At 65.0% G+C, this 21,057-nt stretch carries 26 protein-coding genes; 15 read left to right on the top strand and 11 right to left on the bottom strand.

The window, feature by feature from the left end; all coding sequences use genetic code 11:
- The first annotated feature begins 73 nt into the window (after positions 1-73).
- The 12 genes from Q0894_RS03770 (at position 74) to Q0894_RS03715 (ending at position 6,567) form a co-directional block, all read left to right on the top strand.
- Entirely contained in the window at positions 74-1,009 is a 936-nt protein-coding gene (locus tag Q0894_RS03770) for a recombinase RecT (protein ID WP_299231652.1), read from the top strand.
- Positions 1,006-1,668, top strand: coding sequence for a lambda exonuclease family protein (locus tag Q0894_RS03765; protein ID WP_299231649.1), 663 nt, complete (start codon positions 1,006-1,008; stop codon positions 1,666-1,668). The genes Q0894_RS03770 and Q0894_RS03765 overlap by 4 nt, the downstream gene beginning before the upstream one ends.
- 19 nt (positions 1,669-1,687) lie before the next feature.
- On the top strand, positions 1,688-1,990 hold the full coding sequence (locus Q0894_RS03760; protein ID WP_299231647.1) for a hypothetical protein: 303 nt from the start codon (positions 1,688-1,690) through the stop codon (positions 1,988-1,990).
- A 52-nt stretch (positions 1,991-2,042) separates the two neighbouring features.
- Positions 2,043-2,408 (top strand): hypothetical protein, encoded by a 366-nt coding sequence (locus tag Q0894_RS03755; protein ID WP_299231645.1) that lies wholly within the window; start codon positions 2,043-2,045, stop codon positions 2,406-2,408.
- On the top strand, positions 2,405-3,202 hold the full coding sequence (locus Q0894_RS03750) for a DUF2303 family protein (protein ID WP_299231643.1): 798 nt from the start codon (positions 2,405-2,407) through the stop codon (positions 3,200-3,202). The genes Q0894_RS03755 and Q0894_RS03750 overlap by 4 nt, the downstream gene beginning before the upstream one ends.
- A 50-nt stretch (positions 3,203-3,252) precedes the next feature.
- Positions 3,253-3,774, top strand: a complete 522-nt coding sequence (gene ssb / locus Q0894_RS03745; RefSeq protein WP_299231641.1) for a single-stranded DNA-binding protein — start codon at positions 3,253-3,255, stop codon at positions 3,772-3,774.
- 77 nt (positions 3,775-3,851) lie between these two features.
- Entirely contained in the window at positions 3,852-4,247 is a 396-nt protein-coding gene (locus Q0894_RS03740) for a hypothetical protein (protein WP_299231638.1), read from the top strand.
- Positions 4,248-4,398: 151 nt separating this feature from the next.
- On the top strand, positions 4,399-4,815 hold the full coding sequence (dut, locus tag Q0894_RS03735; protein ID WP_299231636.1) for a dUTP diphosphatase: 417 nt from the start codon (positions 4,399-4,401) through the stop codon (positions 4,813-4,815).
- A gap of 10 nt (positions 4,816-4,825) precedes the next feature.
- Positions 4,826-5,296: a hypothetical protein gene (locus Q0894_RS03730; protein ID WP_299231634.1), complete on the top strand. Its 471-nt coding sequence runs from the start codon at positions 4,826-4,828 to the stop codon at positions 5,294-5,296.
- On the top strand, positions 5,293-6,087 hold the full coding sequence (locus Q0894_RS03725; protein WP_299231632.1) for a hypothetical protein: 795 nt from the start codon (positions 5,293-5,295) through the stop codon (positions 6,085-6,087). The genes Q0894_RS03730 and Q0894_RS03725 overlap by 4 nt, the downstream gene beginning before the upstream one ends.
- Positions 6,087-6,386, top strand: coding sequence for a hypothetical protein (locus Q0894_RS03720; RefSeq protein WP_299231630.1), 300 nt, complete (start codon positions 6,087-6,089; stop codon positions 6,384-6,386). The genes Q0894_RS03725 and Q0894_RS03720 overlap by 1 nt, the downstream gene beginning before the upstream one ends.
- Entirely contained in the window at positions 6,379-6,567 is a 189-nt protein-coding gene (locus Q0894_RS03715; RefSeq protein ID WP_299231628.1) for a helix-turn-helix domain-containing protein, read from the top strand. The genes Q0894_RS03720 and Q0894_RS03715 overlap by 8 nt, the downstream gene beginning before the upstream one ends.
- Here Q0894_RS03715 and Q0894_RS03710 read toward each other — a convergent pair.
- The 5 genes from Q0894_RS03710 to rpoE form a co-directional block, all read right to left on the bottom strand.
- Positions 6,533-7,756, bottom strand: a complete 1,224-nt coding sequence (locus tag Q0894_RS03710) for a site-specific integrase (RefSeq protein WP_299231626.1) — start codon at positions 7,754-7,756, stop codon at positions 6,533-6,535. The genes Q0894_RS03715 and Q0894_RS03710 overlap by 35 nt on opposite strands.
- A gap of 413 nt (positions 7,757-8,169) precedes the next feature.
- Positions 8,170-9,585, bottom strand: coding sequence for a DegQ family serine endoprotease (locus Q0894_RS03705; RefSeq protein ID WP_299231625.1), 1,416 nt, complete (start codon positions 9,583-9,585; stop codon positions 8,170-8,172).
- An 83-nt stretch (positions 9,586-9,668) separates the two neighbouring features.
- Complete coding sequence (locus Q0894_RS03700) at positions 9,669-10,640, bottom strand: MucB/RseB C-terminal domain-containing protein (protein ID WP_299231623.1); 972 nt, start codon at positions 10,638-10,640, stop codon at positions 9,669-9,671.
- A gap of 13 nt (positions 10,641-10,653) precedes the next feature.
- Positions 10,654-11,376, bottom strand: coding sequence for a sigma-E factor negative regulatory protein (locus Q0894_RS03695; RefSeq protein WP_299231621.1), 723 nt, complete (start codon positions 11,374-11,376; stop codon positions 10,654-10,656).
- 186 nt (positions 11,377-11,562) lie between these two features.
- Positions 11,563-12,168: an RNA polymerase sigma factor RpoE gene (gene rpoE / locus Q0894_RS03690; RefSeq protein ID WP_132044000.1), complete on the bottom strand. Its 606-nt coding sequence runs from the start codon at positions 12,166-12,168 to the stop codon at positions 11,563-11,565.
- Positions 12,169-12,491: 323 nt separating this feature from the next.
- On the opposite strand from rpoE, the gene Q0894_RS03685 reads away from it, so the two are divergent.
- Positions 12,492-13,568, top strand: a complete 1,077-nt coding sequence (locus tag Q0894_RS03685) for a 3-deoxy-7-phosphoheptulonate synthase (protein ID WP_299231618.1) — start codon at positions 12,492-12,494, stop codon at positions 13,566-13,568.
- Between the two features lie 95 nt (positions 13,569-13,663).
- On the opposite strand, the gene xthA is transcribed toward Q0894_RS03685, so the two are convergent.
- Complete coding sequence (xthA, locus tag Q0894_RS03680; protein WP_299231616.1) at positions 13,664-14,500, bottom strand: exodeoxyribonuclease III; 837 nt, start codon at positions 14,498-14,500, stop codon at positions 13,664-13,666.
- Positions 14,500-14,769 carry a hypothetical protein gene (locus Q0894_RS03675; RefSeq protein WP_299231614.1) on the bottom strand — a complete coding sequence of 90 codons (270 nt, stop codon included), beginning with the start codon at positions 14,767-14,769 and terminating at the stop codon, positions 14,500-14,502. The genes xthA and Q0894_RS03675 overlap by 1 nt, the downstream gene beginning before the upstream one ends.
- Before the next feature lie 132 nt (positions 14,770-14,901).
- Here Q0894_RS03675 and rhlB point away from each other — a divergent pair, with 132 nt between their 5' ends.
- Positions 14,902-16,176 (top strand): ATP-dependent RNA helicase RhlB, encoded by a 1,275-nt coding sequence (rhlB, locus tag Q0894_RS03670; RefSeq protein WP_299231612.1) that lies wholly within the window; start codon positions 14,902-14,904, stop codon positions 16,174-16,176.
- A 6-nt stretch (positions 16,177-16,182) separates the two neighbouring features.
- Positions 16,183-18,327, top strand: a complete 2,145-nt coding sequence (gene dinG, locus Q0894_RS03665; protein ID WP_299231610.1) for an ATP-dependent DNA helicase DinG — start codon at positions 16,183-16,185, stop codon at positions 18,325-18,327.
- On the opposite strand, the gene Q0894_RS03660 is transcribed toward dinG, so the two are convergent.
- From Q0894_RS03660 to Q0894_RS03645, 4 genes are read right to left on the bottom strand one after another with little or no spacing between them, the layout of a single operon-like run.
- Positions 18,280-19,347, bottom strand: coding sequence for a hypothetical protein (locus tag Q0894_RS03660; RefSeq protein WP_299231608.1), 1,068 nt, complete (start codon positions 19,345-19,347; stop codon positions 18,280-18,282). The genes dinG and Q0894_RS03660 overlap by 48 nt on opposite strands.
- A gap of 17 nt (positions 19,348-19,364) precedes the next feature.
- Positions 19,365-20,120, bottom strand: coding sequence for an energy transducer TonB (locus tag Q0894_RS03655; RefSeq protein WP_299231607.1), 756 nt, complete (start codon positions 20,118-20,120; stop codon positions 19,365-19,367).
- The gene (locus Q0894_RS03650; RefSeq protein ID WP_299231606.1) at positions 20,117-20,527 is read right to left on the bottom strand and encodes a biopolymer transporter ExbD; all 411 of its coding nucleotides are present in this window, start codon (positions 20,525-20,527) and stop codon (positions 20,117-20,119) included. The genes Q0894_RS03655 and Q0894_RS03650 overlap by 4 nt, the downstream gene beginning before the upstream one ends.
- Positions 20,520-21,056 carry a MotA/TolQ/ExbB proton channel family protein gene (locus tag Q0894_RS03645; protein ID WP_299231605.1) on the bottom strand — a complete coding sequence of 179 codons (537 nt, stop codon included), beginning with the start codon at positions 21,054-21,056 and terminating at the stop codon, positions 20,520-20,522. Before Q0894_RS03645 ends, Q0894_RS03650 begins: the two co-directional genes overlap by 8 nt.
- Position 21,057 lies beyond the last annotated feature (1 nt).

The raw sequence follows: 21,057 nt of genomic DNA, 5'->3' as shown, positions 1-21,057 counted from the left end.
GAAAGCCCCGTCCAGGTGGAGCTGGGCGGGGCCGGATGATCCACCGGAAGCAGATCAATCACGAGGGTATCCCATGAACAACGCAGTCGCCACCATCCGCGACGACATCTACGCCACTCGCGACTCGTTCGCCGCCGTGCTCAGCGAGCCCGGGCTGAACTTCGAGCGCGAGGCCGGCTTCGCGGTGCAGGCCATCCAGGGCAACGACTACATGCTCAGCGTGGCCATGAAGAACCGCCAGGCCGTCGTCAACGCGGTGACCAACATCGCCGCCATCGGCATCTCGCTGAACCCCGCCAAGAAGCAGGCCTACCTGGTACCCCGGGACGGCAAGGTCTGTCTCGATATCAGCTACATGGGCCTGATGGACCTGGCCATGGCTAGCGGCGCCATCCGCTGGGCACAGGCCGAGTTGGTGCTGGCCAATGACCGCTTCGAGCTGAACGGTATGGACCGGCCGCCGACGCATAGCTTCAATCCCTTCGCCAAGGATCGCGGCGATGTCATCGGCGTCTATGTCGTGGTCAAGACCAGCGACGGCGACTACCTCACCGAGACCATGAGCGTCGAGGAGGTCAACGCCATCCGCGACCGCTCGAGCGCATGGAAGGCCTGGATCAGCAAGAAGAAGTCCTGCCCCTGGGTGACCGACTGGGGCGAGATGGCCAAGAAGACCTGCGTCAAGCGCGCCTACAAGTTCTGGCCCAAGACCGAGCAGCTCGAGCAGGCCATCCACCACCTCAACACCGAGGGCAACGAGGGTCTGGCACCCGCCGAGCCCCAGCCCGACCCGGAGCTGGCCGGCAAGTGGTGCGACCTCGCCCGCCAGGCCGAGACCACCGAGGCGCTCGCCCAGGTGTGGCGCGACGGCATCGCCGAGATCCGCAAGGCCCGCGACATGGCCGCCTACAACCGCTTCAAGGCCGAGGTCGAGAGCCGAGGCGAGCAGCTCAAGGCCGCCCAGCCCGCACCGGAGGCCGGCGAAACCTACGAAGGAGAGACCGCATGACCATCCTGATCAACGAGCCCCAGGGCAGCCAGGCATGGCTGGATGCCCGCTCTGGCGTCATCACCGCTAGTCGCTTCTCCGACGCCCGGGCCAAGCTCACCCGGGCCGGCAAGAACGGAAAGGCCGGCGACCCAGCGGCCAAGGCCATCGAGTACGCCTGGCAGGTGGCGCTGGAGCGCATCGCCGGCGAGCCGGTATCGCCCGCCTTCGAGACCTGGCAGATGCGCCGCGGTACCGAGCTGGAGCCCGAGGCGCGCATGACCTACGAGGCCGAGACCGGCCTGCTGGCCAGCGAGAAGGGCCTGATCCTCACCGACGACCGCGCCTTTGGCTACTCCAGCGACGGCCTGGTCGGCGACGAGGGGCTGATCGAGATCAAGTGCCCGGCCAACTGCCAGAAGATCGGCGACACCTGGAGCGACCCGGGCAACGCCGTGGCCGAGTACATCGACCAGATCCAAGGCGGCATGTGGATCACAGGCCGCCAGTGGTGCGACTTCATCATGTACTGCCCCTGGCTGGAGCCGGTCGGCAAGGAGTTGTTCCGCCAGCGCATCGAGCGCGACGAGGACTACATCAGCCAGCTCGCCGACGACCTCCACCAGTTCCGCGCCCTGGTTGAGGAGTACGAATCCCGGCTTCGCAACGAGGCCGCCTGACACCCACCCGGAGACCAACATGGACTTCCAGCAAGAGTTCGCCGAGATGGCCGAAAGGGTCACCTCGGGAAGGGTCAGCGATGACGCCGCGAAGGTGCTGATGCTGGCCCAGGAGCATTTCAACCATAAGCGTGACCAGCTGCAGACGGTGCTGACCTACCGCGACAAGCCGGTTCGCTTCTGCGTGAACGGCGACGAAGACGATGAAGCGCCGCAATTCCAGCCCGGCACCGACCTGCATAACGGCTTCATCACCGGTGTCGAGATCGCCCTCCAGTTCATGGGCGACTTCCCGATCAAAATCGCCGAGCGCGACGACTGATCACCCACCCGGGGCCGCCAGGCCCCTCACCTCGCCCCAGGAGGGCATTCCCATGTCACACCCAACAGACGTGACCAGGTTCTTCGAGGATCTGGACGGCGGCGTCCTGGCCGAGCGCCTGGGCACCATCCTCAGCCACGCCGCGGCATCCGCCACGGACAGCCCTAAGAAGAAGGCCAAGGTCTCGCTCGAGCTGACCATCGAGAACATCGGTTCCGGTAGCCAGGTCGGCGTGATCCACAAGCTGGCCTTCAAGGTCCCCACCGCCCACGGCGCCACCGCCGAGGACCACACCACCGAGACGGTGATGTACGTCAACCAGGGCGGCGAGATGACCCTCGAGCCCAAGAATCAGTTCGACATGATCGGCCACGCCCACCGCAAGCCCGCTCAACAGCAACAGGAGAATGACCAGTGAGCCTGACCAAAGACGCGCTCCAGTATCTCGAGCAGCTCCACAAGACCGGCACCGAAGTCGCCGGCGGAAGCGCCATCGTAATTGGCGAACAGTTCAGCCTACAGGATCTTGAGAAATACCAGGACCAGCGCCGCCGCTTCCGCGGGCAGTTCGCCACCAAGGGGCTCGGCGACTTCACTCGCTACCTGAGTGAGCGCGCCGCGGCGAAGACGCCGGTGTTCATCGATCGCGACGACATGGCGGCCCGCTGCTTTCTCGACATCGGCCACTATGACGCCCCGGGGCACTGTGACCACACGGCCACGCTGTCGCTGCCCAAGACGCCGGAGTTCGTCGCCTTCCGTCGTGCCAATGGCAACACCTATGACCAGGAGGGCATCGTCGAGTTGCTCGAGGACTGGGGGCACTTGATGACCTTCGCCAACAGCAAGGGCGAAGCGCTGGAGCGCGGCAAGGTGGTCAACGCCTTCCGCAAGGTCTCTATCGACGACCTGACCAGCATCGACAGCGAGAAGCAGGAGCACAGCTCGCAGGTCGGTGTGATGAGCAAGGTCACGGTGAAGAATGCCGAGCGCCTGCCGGCGATGATCACCTGGCGCCTCTCTCCCTATGAAGGTCTGGAGGAGCGCAACCTCGAGATGCGCGTCGCCAGCCTGACCAAGGGCGGCCCCGGCTTCCGGCTGCGCGCCATGGCGCTCGATGCCGCTGAGCAGGAGATCGCCAGCGAGTTCGCCAGCCGCATAGAGGCAGCGCTCCCCGAGCTCGAATGCCTGCTGGGCACCTTCTCACCCTGACGACATCGGGCCCTACGGGGCCCGCTCCATTTCCAGCACACGGAGGCCCTATGGCCAATGACTTGAACGCCTGTCACTTCACCGGACGACTCGGCGCCGACCCGGAGGTTCGCTTCCTTCCCTCCGGTGATGCGGTGGCGAATATCCGCCTGGCGGTCGGCAAGACCTGGCGCGATAAGCAATCAGGCAGCAAGCAAGAGGCGACCAGCTGGATCAACTGCGTGGCCTTCAAGAAGACCGCCGAGCTGGCCCAGCAGTACCTCACGAAGGGATCGCAGATCCGCGTCAGCTGTGAGGTGCGCGAGCGCAAGTGGCAGGACCAGCAGGGCAACAACCGGAACGCCATCGAGTTCGTCATCCGCGATATGCAGTTCCTGGGAAGCGGCCAGCAGCAGGGGCAGCAGAGCGGCGGACAAGGACCGAACTGGCAACAGCCGGCGCCACTGCAGCCACTCCAGGGCCAGGCGCCGCAGGGTGGTCAGCAGCAGCCACCGCCCCAGCAGGGAGGCAGCCAGGGAGCGCCGAATACCGGTGGCTTCGACGACTTCGACGATGAGATCCCTTTTGACTGACGCCTGACCGGGGCGCCCCCAAGTACCGGCAGCCAACCCGCCCGCCACCCGGCGGGCTTCCTGATTCTGGAGGGAGCATGAAAAAGACCGCAATCGCCATCACATTGGCCGCCGCCACTCTCGTCGCTGGATGCAACGATGCCGATGTGGCATCCCGAAACCTATCCAGGGCAGCAGACAACTTCGAGATCAATCGTCGCATCGTCTTTTACAACGGAATCACCGATCGCTACATGCTTGAGATCCAGGGGCTTTGCTCTATCGGCTCAGGAAGCAGCAGTAAGTCAATCACCGTCACCTGCAAGACTGGAGAAGGGCGATTCAAGAAGCACCAGATGGGGCTATCCGACAACGTCACCTACATATCGGAGCAGCTCGAGTCGGAGGGCGTCAGCACAGTCCGTTATCGCGTGGTGTTCAAGCCCGAGGCGATAGTTCCTGACGTTGACCTGCGAACCAGCGGGAACACATGACCTGCTGCAACGAGCGCCGATTGACCTGGGGCCTATACGGGAGTCCCAGGCAGTGGGCCACGATCTACTGCGCGCACTGCCGCCACGTTTACCGGCGGGGCGTTCCGGCCATGCAGGCCAAGCTGACACGAGACGAGATTGAGGAGACCCCATGATCCAGTTCAAACGCCTTACCCCTGACGCCACCCTGCCCACCCGAGCCACCGATGGCAGTGCTGGTTTCGACCTCTATTGCACCGCGCGCATCGACCTGCCGCCTGGTCAGCGCATGCTGCTGCCCACCGGCATCGCCGTCGCCCTGCCGCCCAGCACTTGCGGGCAGATATGGCCCCGCTCCGGCATGGCCGATCGTCAGGGCATCGACCGCCTGGCAGGCCTGATCGACGAGGATTACCGCGGGGAGATACACGTCAGTCTGGTAAATCACGGCATGGACCTGGCCGAGTTTCGGCCCGGGGATCGCATCGCACAGCTGGTGGTGGTGCCCTGCTGGACAGAGGCCCGGGAGGTGGGCGAGCTGCCGGAAACCGAGCGCGGGGTCGGCGGTTTTGGATCATCGGGTAGGTAAGGAGATTGACATGAACCGACAGCAGCGACGCGCCGCCACCAAAGGCGATTCACGCGCTCGTGCCAGGCGTATGGGTCAGCGCGGCTATGACATGGCGAGGCATCGGGCTAGTCGCTGGCTGGTCGGCGCCTGCTATGAGGGCGTGCCGGTGATCGAGGAGCGCGATGGCGAGGTAGTCCACGGCCTCACTGGCCACTGGCGCTTCCCGCCGACGGTGCCGGCCAGCCGCTGGAATGCGGTGGCCGACTATGCCGCCGGCAGTCCGCAGCGCTGGCGTATCGAGGTCAGCGCCGTGTTCTGCGATGAACGGGGCGATGAGTATATCGAGAGCGTCGAGATAGAGACCGGGCAAGCACTGCTGCTGAGCGAGCTGACCGACACCTGGCGGGGCATGCTCAACGAAGCATTGTCCCGGGGCAACAGCCGGCACCACTCGCATGATGTGGTGCGCGCCTGGCCGATGATGGGGAGGCTGTCATGAAGATCCGCTGGCCCAGCTTCAGCCTGCCGCCAATCAACTTGTGGAACGCGCCACATCAGCCAGCACTGGAGGACACCATGACCGAAGCAGCAAAGCGCGACGCGGTGCAGGATCAGTTGTGTGCGCGCATCGAGGAGCTGGAGATAGAGAAGGAGGCACTGGCCACCCAGGTAGACAGGCTCGAGGAGCAGCTGGCCAACACGCGAGGCCTGGGTGAGGCGCTCCAACGCATCGGCTCCACGCTGGATCTCGACCCCGGCACCAACCTGCCCCGGGAGGCGCCGGCCAGGGTGGAGGCGTTGGCTCAGCAGCTAAGTAAGGCCGAGCGTCGGGCAGAATATGAGTCGCAGTCTTTCCGAACGCTTTGCTTTGCGATTCAGCGCATGGAGGAGATCGTCGGTATCGACAGCGGAGGCTATAACGGCCCGGGGCCAGCACTGGATGCGATAGAAAGGATTGTTGCAGAGCGGGACGCCCTGGCGGCGCATGTGGTTCGCCTGATGGGCGCTTTGGAATTGGCCCGCGACAGGATCTCGATGCTTGCAGAAATCGCGACAGACATGGGGGCGGACGTCTACGCCGCACTGGTTATGTGGCCCGAGGAAATGGAGCAGACCCTCGCCGAAACCCCCGCCACCTCCCTCGCCCGCCTCAAGGCCCAGTGGCAGGCGGAGGCGTTGGAGCAGGCCCGAAGGGTCCGAAACTACAGCAACCGTCATGACGTGTTTGAAGCGATACCAGTTGCAGCGCTGGAGGGTGAACTCCGCCGCCAAGCCGAAGGAGAGACGTGATGGCCAAGTCCGACTACATCTGCTGCGCAAGATGCAATCAAAAAATTATCTATGATGGCGATCGATTTGGACGAGACAGATTGGAGTCTATCTGGGGCGACCCAGAGAAATCTGTATATACGATGGGCATTTACTGCCCCGGCTGTATCCCCAAACTGAAGGCCGAGTGGCAGGCTGAGGCACTGCAGGAGCTCTACAACCAGTCCCAGGGCCTCGGGATGATCCGTCGCGGCGCATTGCTGGACAAGGCCATCGAGATTCAGGAAGCGGCAGAGGAAGGAGGAGAAGACCATGACTGACGATCGACTGATCAGCACCAGTGAGCTGTGCGAGCGCTACGGGCGCTCTACCCGCACCCTGCATCGCTGGCAGCAGAACGGCGATTTCCCCAGACCCGTCATCCAGGGCGGCCACGGCGCCGAGTCGCGGTGGCGAGAGAGCGACATCAAGGCGTGGGAGGATCGACGACAAGCCGCATGAGCCTGTCATGCCAGGCCCGGTAGGCTGCCGCCTGCTCCTCAAGGTAGTCGTGACGATCGTAAACCTGCCAGACGCCTGGCAGCACATGACCCAGCATCAGCTCACAGATATGCGGCTCGGCCAGCGTGGCCCAGTTGGTGCGAGCCGTCTTCCTCAAGTCGTACATCGACCAATGGGCCATCTCCTTCCCCAGCTGATTCTTCACTACCCGCATGATGTTGTAGGGATAGCTCAACACCGAGCGATCATTGAGCGGGATCGCCTTCGACTCGCCGCTGAACATCAGGTCAGGGTGACGCGATAACGTCATGGCCTGCCGCAGCAGCGGCGCCACCTCCTCGATGACAGGCCGGCGCAACGCCCGGCCTGTCACCCTCCCCGTCTTGTGCCGCTCCGGTGGTATCTCCCAGACCCCCTCCTTGAGATCGAACTCCTCCCGCCTTGCCCCGACCAGCTCTCCTGGTCGACACCCATACAGCAGCACCAGCTTCACAAACAGCCGCGAACGAAGCGGCATCCTCGAGCGCTCCATGGCCTGCCATATCAGCCACAGCTCGGCATCGCTAAGCGCCCTGCCCTTCACCCGCTTCCGATTGACGTGCAGATCCTCCTTGGCAGAGATCGCTGCCAGCGGCTGATGCTCGACGATGCCACGGCGAGCGCCCCACTTATGGGCCTGCTTCATGTTGCTCAGAACCCGTTCGGCGATGCGCGGCTTTTGCTCGGCCAGGGGCTCGAGAAGATCCATCCACTGCCGGAGCCCCGTTTCGTCTGCCGGCAACCTGCCCAGAGTCGGGAAGACGTGCAGCTCGAAGCTGCGCAGGATTTCCCTCTCGCCTGCCTTGCGCTCCTTGCAGTATCGCTCGTGCCACTCTCTGATCAGCTTCTCGTTGGTGGGTGCGTCGGCGATGGCTATCTGCTCCACCCGCTTCATGGTCCGCGGGTCGTGCCCCTGCTCGAGCTGGCCGCGCCTGCGAGTGGCCTCATCCCGGGCCTGCTTCAGCGTCATCGCCGGATAGGTACCGAGATCCATGCGGGCCGCCTTGCCCTGGTGGCGAAAACGGAGTTGGAAAACGACCTTGCCGGTGAGCGTCACCCTGGCCCCAAGCCCGTCACGGTCGGCTTTCTCGGTGGTGGTGTCGCGCGGCTTGCGGTGGACGGCCTTCAGCCAGGCGTCGGTAAGCGCCATGTGTACATGCTCCCCAGCATCAATGTTCGAGAGGCCGAGTATGTACACACACAAGTACAGATTTCTAGTGGCTGGCTATGTCGCTTGGCGTCTTTCTGTGTCTGGTAGCGTCTTGCAAAAGGCAGGGAGAATGCGGTCTTGCGGGGAGGTTTTGGCGGGTAGTGTCGGCCAGTGGCCGGAGGTCAATGGTCGATATGGGCGATGATCGAGAAGTTACGGATATGCTTGAGCTTGTCGAAGGAGGCGTCTTGGGACATCGGGGACTTCTACCTGAATAGAGTTCGGGCCGGGGCCGGGCACAGCGACACTGGCCGGCGGCCAGGATAGGCGCATTGTACCGGTATGCCGGTGCCAGATACAGCAGCCCGACGGGAAGACCGTCGGGCTGCTGGTGAGTTGGCGTCGAGTGAGGGTCAGTCGCCGGCCAGGCGCAGCGCGACAAACAACGAACGCCCCTCACGATAGAGGCGTACCGGAACGGCACGATCCGTGGGTAGATCACGCGCCAGGGAGACCAGCTGTGAGGCGTCGGTAATGTCCCGATGGTCGATGCTGACCAGGACGTCACCGGCCCGCACTCCCGCTCTTGCGGCGGCCCCGGCGGGGTCGACCGAGGCGATGCGCACCCCACCCTCGATCCCGAGACGCTTGCGCTCGGACGTATCCAGCTCGGTCACGGTGATCCCCAGGCGCGCCTGCTGGCTGTCATCGGCCTTAGCCTCGGCAGCACTGCCACTGTCGGGCCAGTCACCCAGCGTTATCTCGAGGGAGCGACGCTTGCCGTCGCGCATCAGCTCGAGCTCGACATCGTTCCCCGGTGCGGTACGCCCGATCAACCGCGGGAGGGTGCTGGAGTCATGCACCCGGGCGCCATCAACCTCGAGAATGACGTCGCCGGCCTGGAGGCCGCCCTCGGCCGCCGGACCCTCGGGGTCCAGATCGGCGATAAGCGCACCACGGGGCTCATCCATGCCGAAGGACTCCGCCAGGTCCCGCGATACCGGCTGGATCATCACACCCAGCCAGCCACGGCGCACTTCACCGTCACTGCGCAGCTGGTCGGCCACGTCCATGGCCACATTGATGGGGATGGCAAACGACAACCCCATAAAGCCACCGCTACGAGTAAAGATCTGGGAGTTGATCCCCACCACCTCACCCTCGAGGTTGAACAGCGGGCCACCCGAGTTGCCCGGGTTGATGGCCACGTCGGTCTGGATAAACGGCACATAGGCATCCCGCGGCAGGGTTCGGTCGATGGCGCTGACGATGCCCGCCGTGACGGAATGATCGAAGCCGAAGGGAGAACCGATGGCTGCGACCCACTCCCCCACCTTGAGGCCATCGGAGTCACCCAGGCGCAGTGTCGGCAGGTCCTCGGTATCGACCTTGAGCACCGCCACATCGGTCCGCTCGTCGCTGCCCACCAGCTCGGCGGGTAACTCACGGCGATCATTGAAGCGCACCAGGATCTCGTCGGCACCATCGACCACATGAGCGTTGGTCATGATGTAGCCATCTTCGCTGATGATAAAGCCGGAACCCAGCGACTGACGCTCCTGAGGCCTCCCCGACCCATGACCCGGCGGCATCGGGAAGCGATCGCCGAAGAAGTGACGAAAGATCTCGGGAATCTCCTCGCCACCGAAGCCCTGGAAGGGATTGCGGCTCTGCACCATGCGGGTCGTCGAGATATTCACCACACCGGGTGCCGCCTCCTCCACCAGCTCGGTGAAGTCGGGCAGCTCACGGGCCATGGCCCCCTGCCAGGCCATCAGCGTCACGGCCAGAAGCATCCATAGGGAGAAGTGTCGCAGCGTTCGCATCATGTTGGTTCCTGCGTAGCTTGGGATGAACTAGGTTGAAATGAGCAGTGCGAAATGAGTAATGACAACATCAGAGCGTTACCACATCAGGAGTCCGCAGCGGCCCAGCTCAGGCCATCGGCAACCCGCAGCAGCACCCGCGGCGGCATCTCCCCCATGACCACCACCTGTCGCGGGGTACCGTCCAGGTCGCGATGTCGCACAACGGCATGAGAGACACCGAGCCGATGCAGCCCGGGGGCCAGGGGCTCGATCTCGCCGAGTGGTGCAACGAAGAGACTGAAGGTGGAAAGGCCGTCGCTGAAAAGGCGGTGGGTCACGTCGCTGCCATGACGCCCACTGTGCGTTTCCACTGGCTGAGGGCTGAACCCTGCAGGCAGCCAGCCAGTGCGCCAGGCATCCCGAGGCGCCTCGCGGGGAGCATCGATGCTCACCTCGCCCTCGTGCAGCCGTGGCCGCTCGAGCACCGTCAGCTGAAAGGTCTCCACCGCGCGCCCGGTTTCGTCGAGCAGGCTCTGCTTGAGGGTCAAGCCGGTCTCGGCATCGAGCCACAGCCGCTTGCCGTAGCGAAAGCTGTCGAGCGGCGAGATATCCAGGCGATAGGCACGCCGGTTGGCGATACGCTCCTCACCTGCCAGGCTCAGGCGGTAGTGAGACGAGATCTTCGCCGCGATGCCCGCCGGGGTCGTGGGGGCAGAGCCGCCCTCCGACCAGCCCAGGCGCCCGATGCGACTGCGTCGCTCGAACGCTTCGGGGGGACCATCCAGGAATCGCGCCCTGCCCCGCTCGACCCCATCGTTGACGTCGTGACTGATCACGAGGGTGCGCACACCATCGAAACCGATGCGCACCGCGTGGGCATCATAGCGGTAGCAGTGGCCGGCCCAGAGATTGAGCTCGTACCAGTCGCGGGCGGTCTGCGGGGTCGGCTCCGTGGCGAGAAGACGACAGTCGAAACGGTCATCATCGGGAGTGGCCTCCAGGGCAACGACCGAAGGTGCAGCCGCCACCAGCATGAGCGGCAGAAGCACCGTGGCGCAGCTGCGAAAGACGCGCATCGCCAACCCCCCGTCAGCGCTGACCGAGGCTGTCGCCACCGCTGGCGCGCAGCAGCGGCATCCAGGCATCACCGCTGCGGTAGGCGGTCCCTTCGGCGTGACGATCCAGATAGGATTGCAACAGACGCGCCTGCTCCTCATCGGCCATCAACGACTGCCGCTGGCTGGGTGCCAGGAACATCGGCGTGCTCTGCATGCCGGCGCCAACGGTCATAAGGCCGCTGGTGCCCCCCTGGGGCAACTGGAAGAGCGGCAGGTCCGCCAATGACGGACGCTGCATGCCGGTGGCTGCCAGACTGGCGGACGACGCCTGGGTGGCACCCTCCGGGGCGCCTCCGGCGAGATCGGCAGTCGCCCCCCCGCCGGGCAGGCCGCCACCGTTGTAGAACTGCACACCGGTGATCACCATCAACGACACCGCGGCGGCGATTCCGGCGCTGCGTGCCAGCGGAAGTGAGCGGCGAGCGGCAGCTGGCCGAGCTTCATCGTCGTGGCGATCCTCATCGAGGACGGGGGCCGGCTCACTTTCGAGGCGCGCCAGGATGCCCGCCGACAGGTCGACACTGACATCCACATCCGACTCCTGCCTCATCAGGCTGCGCATCAGATGGTAGCGTCGCCACGCGTCGGCGGCATCGGGCTCATCACTCAGCGATTTCAGCACGCGGCGAAGTTCCAGCTCGTCGCCCTCGTTGTCCATCAGGGCAGAAAGCGATTCCCGTGCGTTCTGACTCATTCTTTACACCTCAGCCTGGCAAGGCCCCGGCCTTGCATCCGTTATCACCCAGATGTCGACATTCACGGTAGCTCCACGAATGCCGACTCTCTGAACCGCCTTTGACGGGTCGAACACTGCTTGAGACGCCAAAAGCATCGGTCAGTTCAGCGAATCGACAATAAATCGACAAAATACTGCCGGGCATCACTCGCCCACCGGTTCGCGGTTGCGCGAGGTGGTCACCAGCGGCTGGATATGCTGGTCGACCGCCTCTCGTGCCCGAAAGATCCGCGAGCGCACGGTACCCACCGGACACTCCATGATGGTGGCGATATCCTCATATGAGAGGCCTTCCAGCTCACGCAGCGTGATCGCGGTACGCAGGTCATCGGGCAGGGCCTCGATCGCCTCGAAGATAGCCCCCTTCAGCTGGTCGCGGGCCATGGCCGCCTCGGGGGTCTCGGTATCGGAGAGGCGGCCACTCTGATCGAGGATCTCGGCATCGACGATATCCAGGTCGCTGCCGGGCGGGCGCCGCCCCCTGGAGACCAGATGGTTCTTGGCCGTATTGATGGCGATTCGATACATCCAGGTGTAGAAGGCACTCTCGGCACGAAACTTGCCCAGGGCACGATAGGCCTTGATAAAGGCCTCCTGGGCGACATCCTGCACCTCGGCATGATCATGCACATAGCGCCCGATCAGGCCGATGATCTTGTGCTGATACTTCCTCACCAGCAGGTCGAAGGCGCGCGTATCACCCTTCTGGGCTCGCTCGACGAGCTGCTGGTCGGTTTCCCTGGCGCCCATCTAGTCCCTCCCCGTCATCAGGCGACGGGAAGGGGAGCGTCGTCCGTAAGGCATGGAAACTTCAACAATATGGCGTGCTTGCATAGCGTCTACCTGAAGCCTGGGCGATTGGGGGTCAAAGACCATCATCAAGAGTCGCACAAGTGTTCCCTTTTCCTGTTCATCCATCAAGCCGCGGATCCTCACCGGACGCGGCCGCTATGACACCGGCGGCTCTTAGTAGGTTCCCGCGATTGATCCGGCCTACCCCGGCCGGTGTATAGTAGAGCCAAAACAACCATGCCGTCAGGCCTTCAGCGCAGACACGACCCACAGGAAATCGCATGACAGATCAACAGGTCAGCAACCTCAACGTTCTCTCACAGGACGTGCTTATCACCCCGGAAGCCCTCAAGCAGGAGATTCCGCTTACCGACGCCGCCGAGCAGACCGTGATCGAAGGGCGTCATACCATCCAGCGCATCCTGGACGGCGAAGACCCGCGCCTGCTGGTGGTGGTGGGCCCCTGCTCCATCCACGATGTGGATGCCGCCCTCGACTATGCCCGCCGCCTGCGCCGCCTGGCCGACGAGGTGAAGGACAGCCTGTATATCGTGATGCGCGTCTACTTCGAGAAGCCGCGTACCACCGTCGGCTGGAAGGGGCTGATCAACGACCCCAACCTGAACGGCTCCTTCGAGATCGAGAAGGGCCTGCATACGGCCCGCAAGCTGCTGGTGGAGCTTTCCGAGATGGGCCTGCCACTGGCCACCGAGGCACTCGACCCGATCTCGCCTCAGTACATTCAGGACTGCATCAGCTGGTCAGCCATCGGCGCACGCACGACAGAGTCCCAGACGCACCGCGAGATGTCCTCGGGCCTCTCCTGCCCGGTCGGTTTCAAGAACGGCACCGACGGCAGCCTGGGTGTAGCGGTCAATGCCCTGCAGTCGGTGGCCCATCCGCACAACTTCCTGGGTATCGACTACAAGGGGCGGGTGGCCATCATTCGCACCCGCGGCAACGCCTACGGCCACGTGGTGCTGCGCGGCGGCAACGGCAAGCCCAACTACGACAGCGTCAGCGTGGCACTGGCAGAGCAGGAGCTCAACAAGGCGGGCATCAAGCCCAATATCATGATCGACTGCTCCCACGCCAACTCCAACAAGGATGCAGCGCTGCAGCCGCTGGTACTGGAGAACGTCACCAACCAGCTTCTCGACGGCAACCGTTCGATCATCGGCCTGATGGTCGAGTCCAATATCGGCTGGGGCAACCAGAAATTGCCGGAGGATCTCGACCAGCTCCAGTACGGCGTTTCCATCACCGATGCCTGCATCGACTGGGAGACCACCGAGCAGGCATTCAAGGAGATGAACGAGAAGCTGGCACCGGTCCTGGCCAAGCGTATCGAGCGCTGATCGACACTACCGATGGCGCCGGCAGGTGCTTACTTGCAAGCCCTCTCCTCGGCAAGCCCACGCTCCTCCGCGGCGTGGGCTTTCTCGTTATGCCGTCACGCTTGTGGCAGCGAAAGTTCGGCCCATACGGGGGCATGGTCGGAGGGCTTCTGCATGCCGCGCAGCTCATAATCGATGCCGGCGTCGACCACCTTCTCCGCCAACGGGGCGGTCACCAGGATATGGTCGATGCGCAGGCCCCGCTTCGGCTCGCGATCGAATCCCTTGGAGCGATAGTCGAACCAGCTGTAGCGGTCGGCCACCTCGGGATAATGCAGCCGGTAGCTGTCCGTGAGGCCCCAGGCCTTGATACCCGCCAGCCACTCACGCTCCACCGGCTGGAAACTGGTCTTGCCTTCGCGCAGCCAGCGCTTGCGATTGGCCTCGCCGATCCCGATATCGATATCCTCGGGCGAAATATTGAAATCGCCCATCACCGCCAGACGCTCGTCGGGGCGATGATGATGCTCGAGCAGCGACCCCAGCTGGGCGTAGAACGCCCGTTTGTGGGGAAACTTCGTCGGATGCTCGACACTCTCGCCCTGAGGGAAATAACCATTCCATACCGTCAGCGGCTCACCGTCTGACAGCCGCAGGGTCACGCCGATCATGCGCCGCTGAGCCTCATCCCCGTCATCGGGGAAGCCGTAGTGGACCGCCTCGGGCTCGCCACACTGGGCAGTATCGAGCATCATCGCGACGCCGTAGTGCCCCTTCTGGCCGTGGTAGACCACTCGATAGCCCAGCGCCTCCACCGCCTCGCGGGGAAATTCGGCGTCCTGGACTTTGGTCTCCTGCAGACCGATCAGCGCCGGCCGGTGGGCCGTGACCAAAGCCTCCAGCTGATGAAGACGCGCACGAATACCATTGATATTGAACGAAACCAGACGCATCAGCTCGGCGTGCCTCCCCGCTCGGGCTCTTCGCTGCTCTCCTGCTGCGCATCGCGTTGCGGATGGATATCAATGGCCTGGCCCGATTCCTGGCGAGCCTGCTTGCGGGCGGCCTGAAGCTTGCGCTGCTGACGCTTCTTCTGGGTGTAGCGGGTCGACGAGGTGACCTGGTCGGGATTCTCGTGGCGCCACTTCTTGTAGTCCTTGCGCCGACCGGTACGAATCTGCACCTTGTCGGCCAGCGAACGGGTCTTCTTGCGACGTGTCATGGGCATACTCCTCTGCTGTGATGCGCATTCTATCAGCCCTGCGCGGTGAGACGCGCCCTTCGTCGCATAGACTGGTACAATACCCGTTTGCATGACATGACTACCCTATCGACACGGAAAGACAGCAAGCCTATGAGCGAGTCGGAACAGACCACGGCCCCGGCCGAGAACCGCAAGCCCAAGCGTCGTCGTCGCAAGCCGCGCCGTCGCCAGTCGAACTGGGATCTGCGCCAGTTCCAGGTCACCCCGGTGGCCGGCAAGTGGCGCTTTCACGACTTCGACCTGCCGCTGCCACTGATGCGTGCCATCCACGCGCTGGGCTTCGAGTACTGCACCCCGATCCAGGCCGAGGCCCTTAGCCACACCCTGCTCGGCGGTGATATCGTCGGCAAGGCCCAGACCGGCACCGGCAAGACCGCCGCCTTCCTGATCTCGATCCTGGCCTACTTCCTCGAGGAGGAGCGCCCCAACGGCCAGAAGCCGGGCGCACCCCGCGCGCTGGTCGTGGCCCCGACCCGCGAGCTCGCCCTGCAGATCGAGAAGGATGCCAAGGCCCTGGCACGCTTCACCGACCTCAAGGTGGCCAGCGTCGTGGGCGGCATGGACTACCAGAAGCAGCGCGAGGCCCTCGAAGGCAAGCTCGATATCCTGGTGGCCACCCCAGGTCGCCTGCTCGACTTCCATCAGAAGCGCGATGTCGACCTCACCCAGGTCGAGGTGCTGGTCCTCGATGAAGCCGACCGCATGCTCTCCATGGGCTTCATCCCCGACGTCAAGCGGATCATTCGCCATACGCCCAAGAAGGAGGAGCGCCAGACCTTCCTCTTCTCGGCCACCTTCACCGAGGATATCCTCCAGCTGGCCAGCCAGTGGACCCATGAGCCGGCCCATGTCGAGATCGCCGTCACCGTCGACAACGCCGCCGACATCGATCAGCGGGTCTATATGGTCGGTGATGCGGAGAAGCAGCGCCTGCTGATCAAGCTGCTCCAGCAGGAGAGCTTTGACCGGGTGATGGTGTTCGGCAACCGCCGCGACCTGGTGCGCAAGCTCGATGATCTGCTGCGCAAGGCGGGCATCGACGTGGCCATGCTCTCCGGCGATGTTCCCCAGAACCAGCGCATCGAGACCCTCGAGAAGTTCCGTGCTGGTGAGATCCAGGTACTGGTGGCCACCGATGTGGCCGGCCGTGGCATCCATATTGAGGATGTCAGCCACGTGATCAACTACACCCTGCCGGAAGACCCGGAGGACTACGTCCACCGCATCGGCCGCACCGGCCGCGCCGGCGCCAAGGGGGTATCCATCAGCTTCGTGGGCGAAGAGGACGCCTTCTCGCTGCCCGAGATCGAGCGCTATATCGACGACAAGCTGCCCTGCGAGCATCCGCCCGAAGGGCTGCTTTAACTCACGATGCTTGATGAGGCCTTGAAAGGCGAGATCCAGACCGCCTACCGCCATGCGCTGGAGGGCCTGGGTCTCACGCCCCGCTACGGTCAGCGACTGATGATCGCCGAGATCGCCCGCACCCTGGGGGGCATCGAGGCCGATGAGACCGGCAAGCGCGTCAGCGATGAGCATGTCTGTGTGCTCGAAGCCGGCACCGGCACGGGCAAGACCCTCGCCTACCTGCTGGCCGCCCTGCCGGTGGCCAAGGCCCGCGGCAAGCGATTGGTGCTCTCCACCGCCACCGTGGCGCTCCAGGAGCAGGTGCTGCATCAGGATCTGCCGGCACTCAAGGCCCATAGCGGTATCGACTTCCGCTACGCCCTGGCCAAGGGGCGGGGCCGCTATGTCTGCGTGGCACGCCTCGACCAGGCGCTCGACGGTGGCGAGGAGAACCCTACCCTGTCGATGTTCGAGCAAGCGCTCGACAGCGGTGGTGACGACTTTCAGGCGCTGGTCAAGGCGATGGGCGATGCCTACGGCAATGGCCGCTGGGAGGGTGACCGCGACAGCTGGCCCGAGGCGATCAAGGACGAGCACTGGCGTCGCCTCACCGTGGACCACCGCCAATGCACCAACCGTCGCTGCGGCCACTTCGGGGCCTGCGCCTTCTTCCGCGCCCGTCGCGATATGGAGCAGGCCGACATCATCGTCGCCAATCATGACCTGGTGCTGGCCGACCTCTCCCTGGGGGGCGGTGTGGTGCTGCCCGATCCGGGTGACTGCATCCATGTGTTCGACGAAGGCCACCACCTGCCCGACAAGGCCCTCAACCACTTTACTTATCGCTTCAGCGTAAACGCGGGCCTGCGCTGGCTGCGCAATCTCAGGAAGTCGCTCACCGAGCTCAATACCGCCCTGGGGGGGCAAGCCACCCTGGCGCGGCTGCTGGCCAGCCTCCCCCAGGCGATGGATGCCGCCGAACCACGGCTGGGGGAGGCCTTCGCCCTGGGCCACCAGCTCGCCGGACGCCCTCAGGGGCTTGGTGACGGCGAGGAGTTTCACCAGCACCGTTTCGAGATGGGGCGCGCTCCCGAGGCATTGCGCGATCATGCCGCGGCACTGGTCACGCTGTTTGCCGAGCTCTCCCGCACCCTCGAGAGCATGGCCGATATCCTGCGCGAGAGCCTCGACCCTGACAAGCACACCGGGCTGCCGCGAGAGGCGGCCGAGGCTTGGCTACCGCTGGTGGCGCTGCTGCATGGCCGCGCTCTGGAAGCCCACGCCCTGTGGCAGGCCTTTACCGAGGTGGATCCCGAGGGTGAGCCGCCACGGGCCCGCTGGCTGACCCTGGAGCATTTCGGCGGCGAGCCCGAGCTGACCTTCTCGGCGAGTCCTGTCTCGGCCGCCCACACCCTGGCCAAGAGCCTGTGGGGCACCACCTTCGGCGCCGTGGTCACCTCCGCGACGCTTACTGCCCTGGGGCGTTTCGAGCGCCTGCAGGAGCGCGCCGGCCTCGCCAATCGTTACCGCTACCAGCGACTCCCCAGCCCCTTCGACTACTCGAAGGCGGTGCTCAGCGTCCCCAGGGAGGCCGTCGACCCGGCCGACCGTGAGGGACACGAGCGGGCCATCGTCGACTTCGTCAACGGACTCGAACGCCAGGAGGCGGTGCTGATGCTGTTCTCGTCGCGGGCCCAACTTCGCGCCGTGGAGAAGGCACTGCCCAAGGATCTGGCCGGACGGGTATTGGCCCAGGACCGCCTCCCCAAGCGCGAACTGATCAACCGCCATCGCAAGCGAGTGGATGCCGGTGAAGGCAGCATCATCTTCGGGCTAGCCAGTTTCGCCGAGGGCATCGACCTGCCGGGAAACTACCTCACCCATGTGGTGATCACCCGACTGCCCTTCGCGGTGCCCGATGATCCGGTGGGTGCCACCCTGGCGGAGTGGATCGAGAGTCGCGGCGGCAACTCCTTCATGCGCATCAGCGTGCCCGATGCCTCCATAAAGCTGGTGCAGGCCTGTGGCCGCCTGATCCGCAAGGAATCGGACTACGGCCGCATCACCCTGCTCGACCGGCGCGTGCTGACCCGCCGCTACGGCCGGGCCCTGCTCGATTCCCTACCGCCCTTCGTGCGCGAGATCGATGGGGTACGGCAGGAGCCGTAAGGACTCTTCCGCCATATCGTCACGCCCCCAGGCGTAGGCCAGCTGGCCGAGCCTCGACCAGTCGTCGTCCTTGCCACTGCGCTTCGCCACGTCTCGCCAGGCGGCCAGTGCCCGCTCGCGATCGCGAGCCCGCTCCCATGCCTGGGCCAGCAGCCGTCGATTCGCCTCGCTGTCCGCAAGCTCGCCCGACGCCAGTGCCTCCTCGAGATGTTCGGCGGCACGCGCCGGGGTACCGCCGGCGAGGTGCAGCTCGATCAAGCGGCGCAGATCCTCTTCATCGCTCAACAGGCCCGCACGCCAGCCCGCTTCCCAGATGGCGGCCGCTCGCCCGACATCGCCCAGCCGCTGAGCCAGTGCCGCCGCCTCGCGCCAGTGCTGCGGATCACGACTCTCGGTCAGCCCCGCATTGAGCAGGGAAAGCGCCGCCTCGTCCCTTCCGGCACGACGATACACGACACTGGCCAGGGCACGCTGGCGATCGTCGAGTTGCGGCGCCAGCTCGCGTGCCTGCTGTACCCGATCGGCGGCCTCCTCCCAGCGTTCGAGGTGTGCCAGGGAGCGCGCCAGCTGCCAGTAATCGCGCGGCTCGCCCGCATGACGTCCCAGCCACTCCGCCAACAGCTCGCTCCCCCGTTCGCGATCGCCGGCGGCCAGTCGCAGGCGAGCCTCGTCGCGCAGCCAACGATCGTGCTGCTGCGCCTCGATGCCCTCGATACCGCGCGCCTCGGCGAGGTAGTTCGCTGCCGCCACAGGCTCCTCCTGCTGCATCGTCGCGCCGGCGGCTAGCTGCAGGTAGAGGGCCCGCGCCCAGCGGTCGCCGGCATTGCCCCCGGCCAGGCGCCGTGCCTGGGCCAGGGCACGCGCCTCCACCGCCGCGGCCTCCCCCTCCTGGAGTGCCACCTCCAGCTGCTTGAGGTCGTCGATAAAGCTGGCCTTGAGCGGAGGAGCCGCCTGGGCCAGCGAAACGCCCACCAGCCAGCAGAACAGCAGGGCGGAAAAAGAGAGCAGGGTGTAGCGCATGGGAGTCTCCTCGCGACTCATCTCAGCTTGAACTCCAGACGCTGGCGTGCCCGCCGAAGCCCCTGAGCCGGCTCGAAGCGCCAGCGCGAGACCGACCGGCGCGCCGCCTTGTCGAAGACGTTGGAGGGTCGCGCCGAGAGCACCTTGATGCTGCCCGGATCCACGCTGCCATCGGGCCGAATGACGAACGCAAGCTCGACATACCCCTCGAGACCACGGCGCTGGGCCCGAGACGGATACTCGGGTGGCACGCGACGGGTGGGGGCGATCTGCCCAACGTCGACCGGCTCGCGGCTGACGGGCTTGGCCACCGTCTCGGCGGGACTCTTTGCCACCGAGGAAGGCGTCGAAGTGGGCGCAGGCGTGGGAGTCGGTGTCGGGGCCGGCTCCGCTCGAAGCTCATGACGCGGCTTCGGCGGGGGCGGTTCAGGCGACGGGTCGGGGGGCACTTCGGCCAGCTCGGGAAGCGAGCTGTCCAGCTCGACTGGCGCCGGCTCCTCGGCCGGCAACTCCGGCTCGGGCAGGGTTAGAGCGGTGTTCGGCAAGGGTGCCGGCTCCGGCAGTGGCGTGGCAGCAGGCGGCATCACGGCAGGGGCCTCGCTGACAGGTTCAGCCACTTCGGGCTCCGGCGCCGGCGCCAGCTCTGTCATCGTCAGGCGCATCTCCTGTACCTCGATATCCGCCTCAGGGGGCGAGACCAGCAACGCCAGCAGCCAGAACAGCAGCAGTGCCATGCCGACACCGGCCAGTACCGAGAGCAGAGCTCGCGTCATGATGCCCCTCGGGTCGCCGCCACGGCGACATTGTCCACACCGGCCTGACGGATTCGATCCATCACCTCGATCAGCAGCCCGGTGGTCGACTCCCGGTCGGCCTGGATCACCACGCCCCCCTCGTCGCCGACCAGGCCGGCCACGGCGTCGCCGACGCGATGGGCATCCACCGGCTCTCCGTCGACCCACACCGCCCCTTCGGGGGTGATGGCCACCATCAACTGGGCATCCGGCCGGGGCGAGGCGGCACTTGACTCGGGGCGGTCGATCTCCACCCCGCTCTCCTTAATAAAGCTGGTGGTCACGATAAAGAAGATCAACATGATAAAGACCACATCGAGCATCGGTGTCAGGTTGATCTCACCGCTATCCCCGGTGTCACCGGCAAGCATACGGCGTCTACGCATCGTTCTCCTCCACGGCACGGGCCAGTCGGTCATGCAGCCGCTGACCCTCGCGCCGAATGAGCTGTTCCAACCGCGTGGTAAACAGCAGCCCCACCACCGCCACCGCCATGCCCGCCAGGGTCGGCAGGGTGGCCCGAGCCACGCCATCGGCCATGGCACGTGCCTGGCTGGTATCATTCAGCGCCAGGCTGTCGAAGACCGCGATCATTCCGGTGACGGTCCCCAACAGGCCGAGCAGCGGGCAGAGTGCCACCAGCAGCTTGAGCCACGGCAGTGGCCGACGCAGCCTGGCGATCAGTTCCCGGGTCCACACCTCGCGAACGGTCAGGGCACTCCAGCTATGATGGTCGGCACGCTGCGCCCAGCGCCGAACCAGCCTGCGCCGAGCACGCCGGTAAGTGAGTCGAAAGAACAACACCCGTTCCAGCGCCAGACTGAACAGCATCGCCGCCACCACGGCGATGCCTACCAGCACGATACCACCGGCATCGATCAGCCGTGCCAGGGGCTCAAGCCATAGCGGCAGCATG

This window comes from uncultured Halomonas sp. (genome assembly GCF_947501415.1).
In the GTDB taxonomy this organism is placed as follows: Bacteria; Pseudomonadota; Gammaproteobacteria; order Pseudomonadales; family Halomonadaceae; genus Halomonas.
Note: the sequence above shows the minus strand (reverse complement) of the source record. Positions and strands in the feature narration are given on the sequence as shown.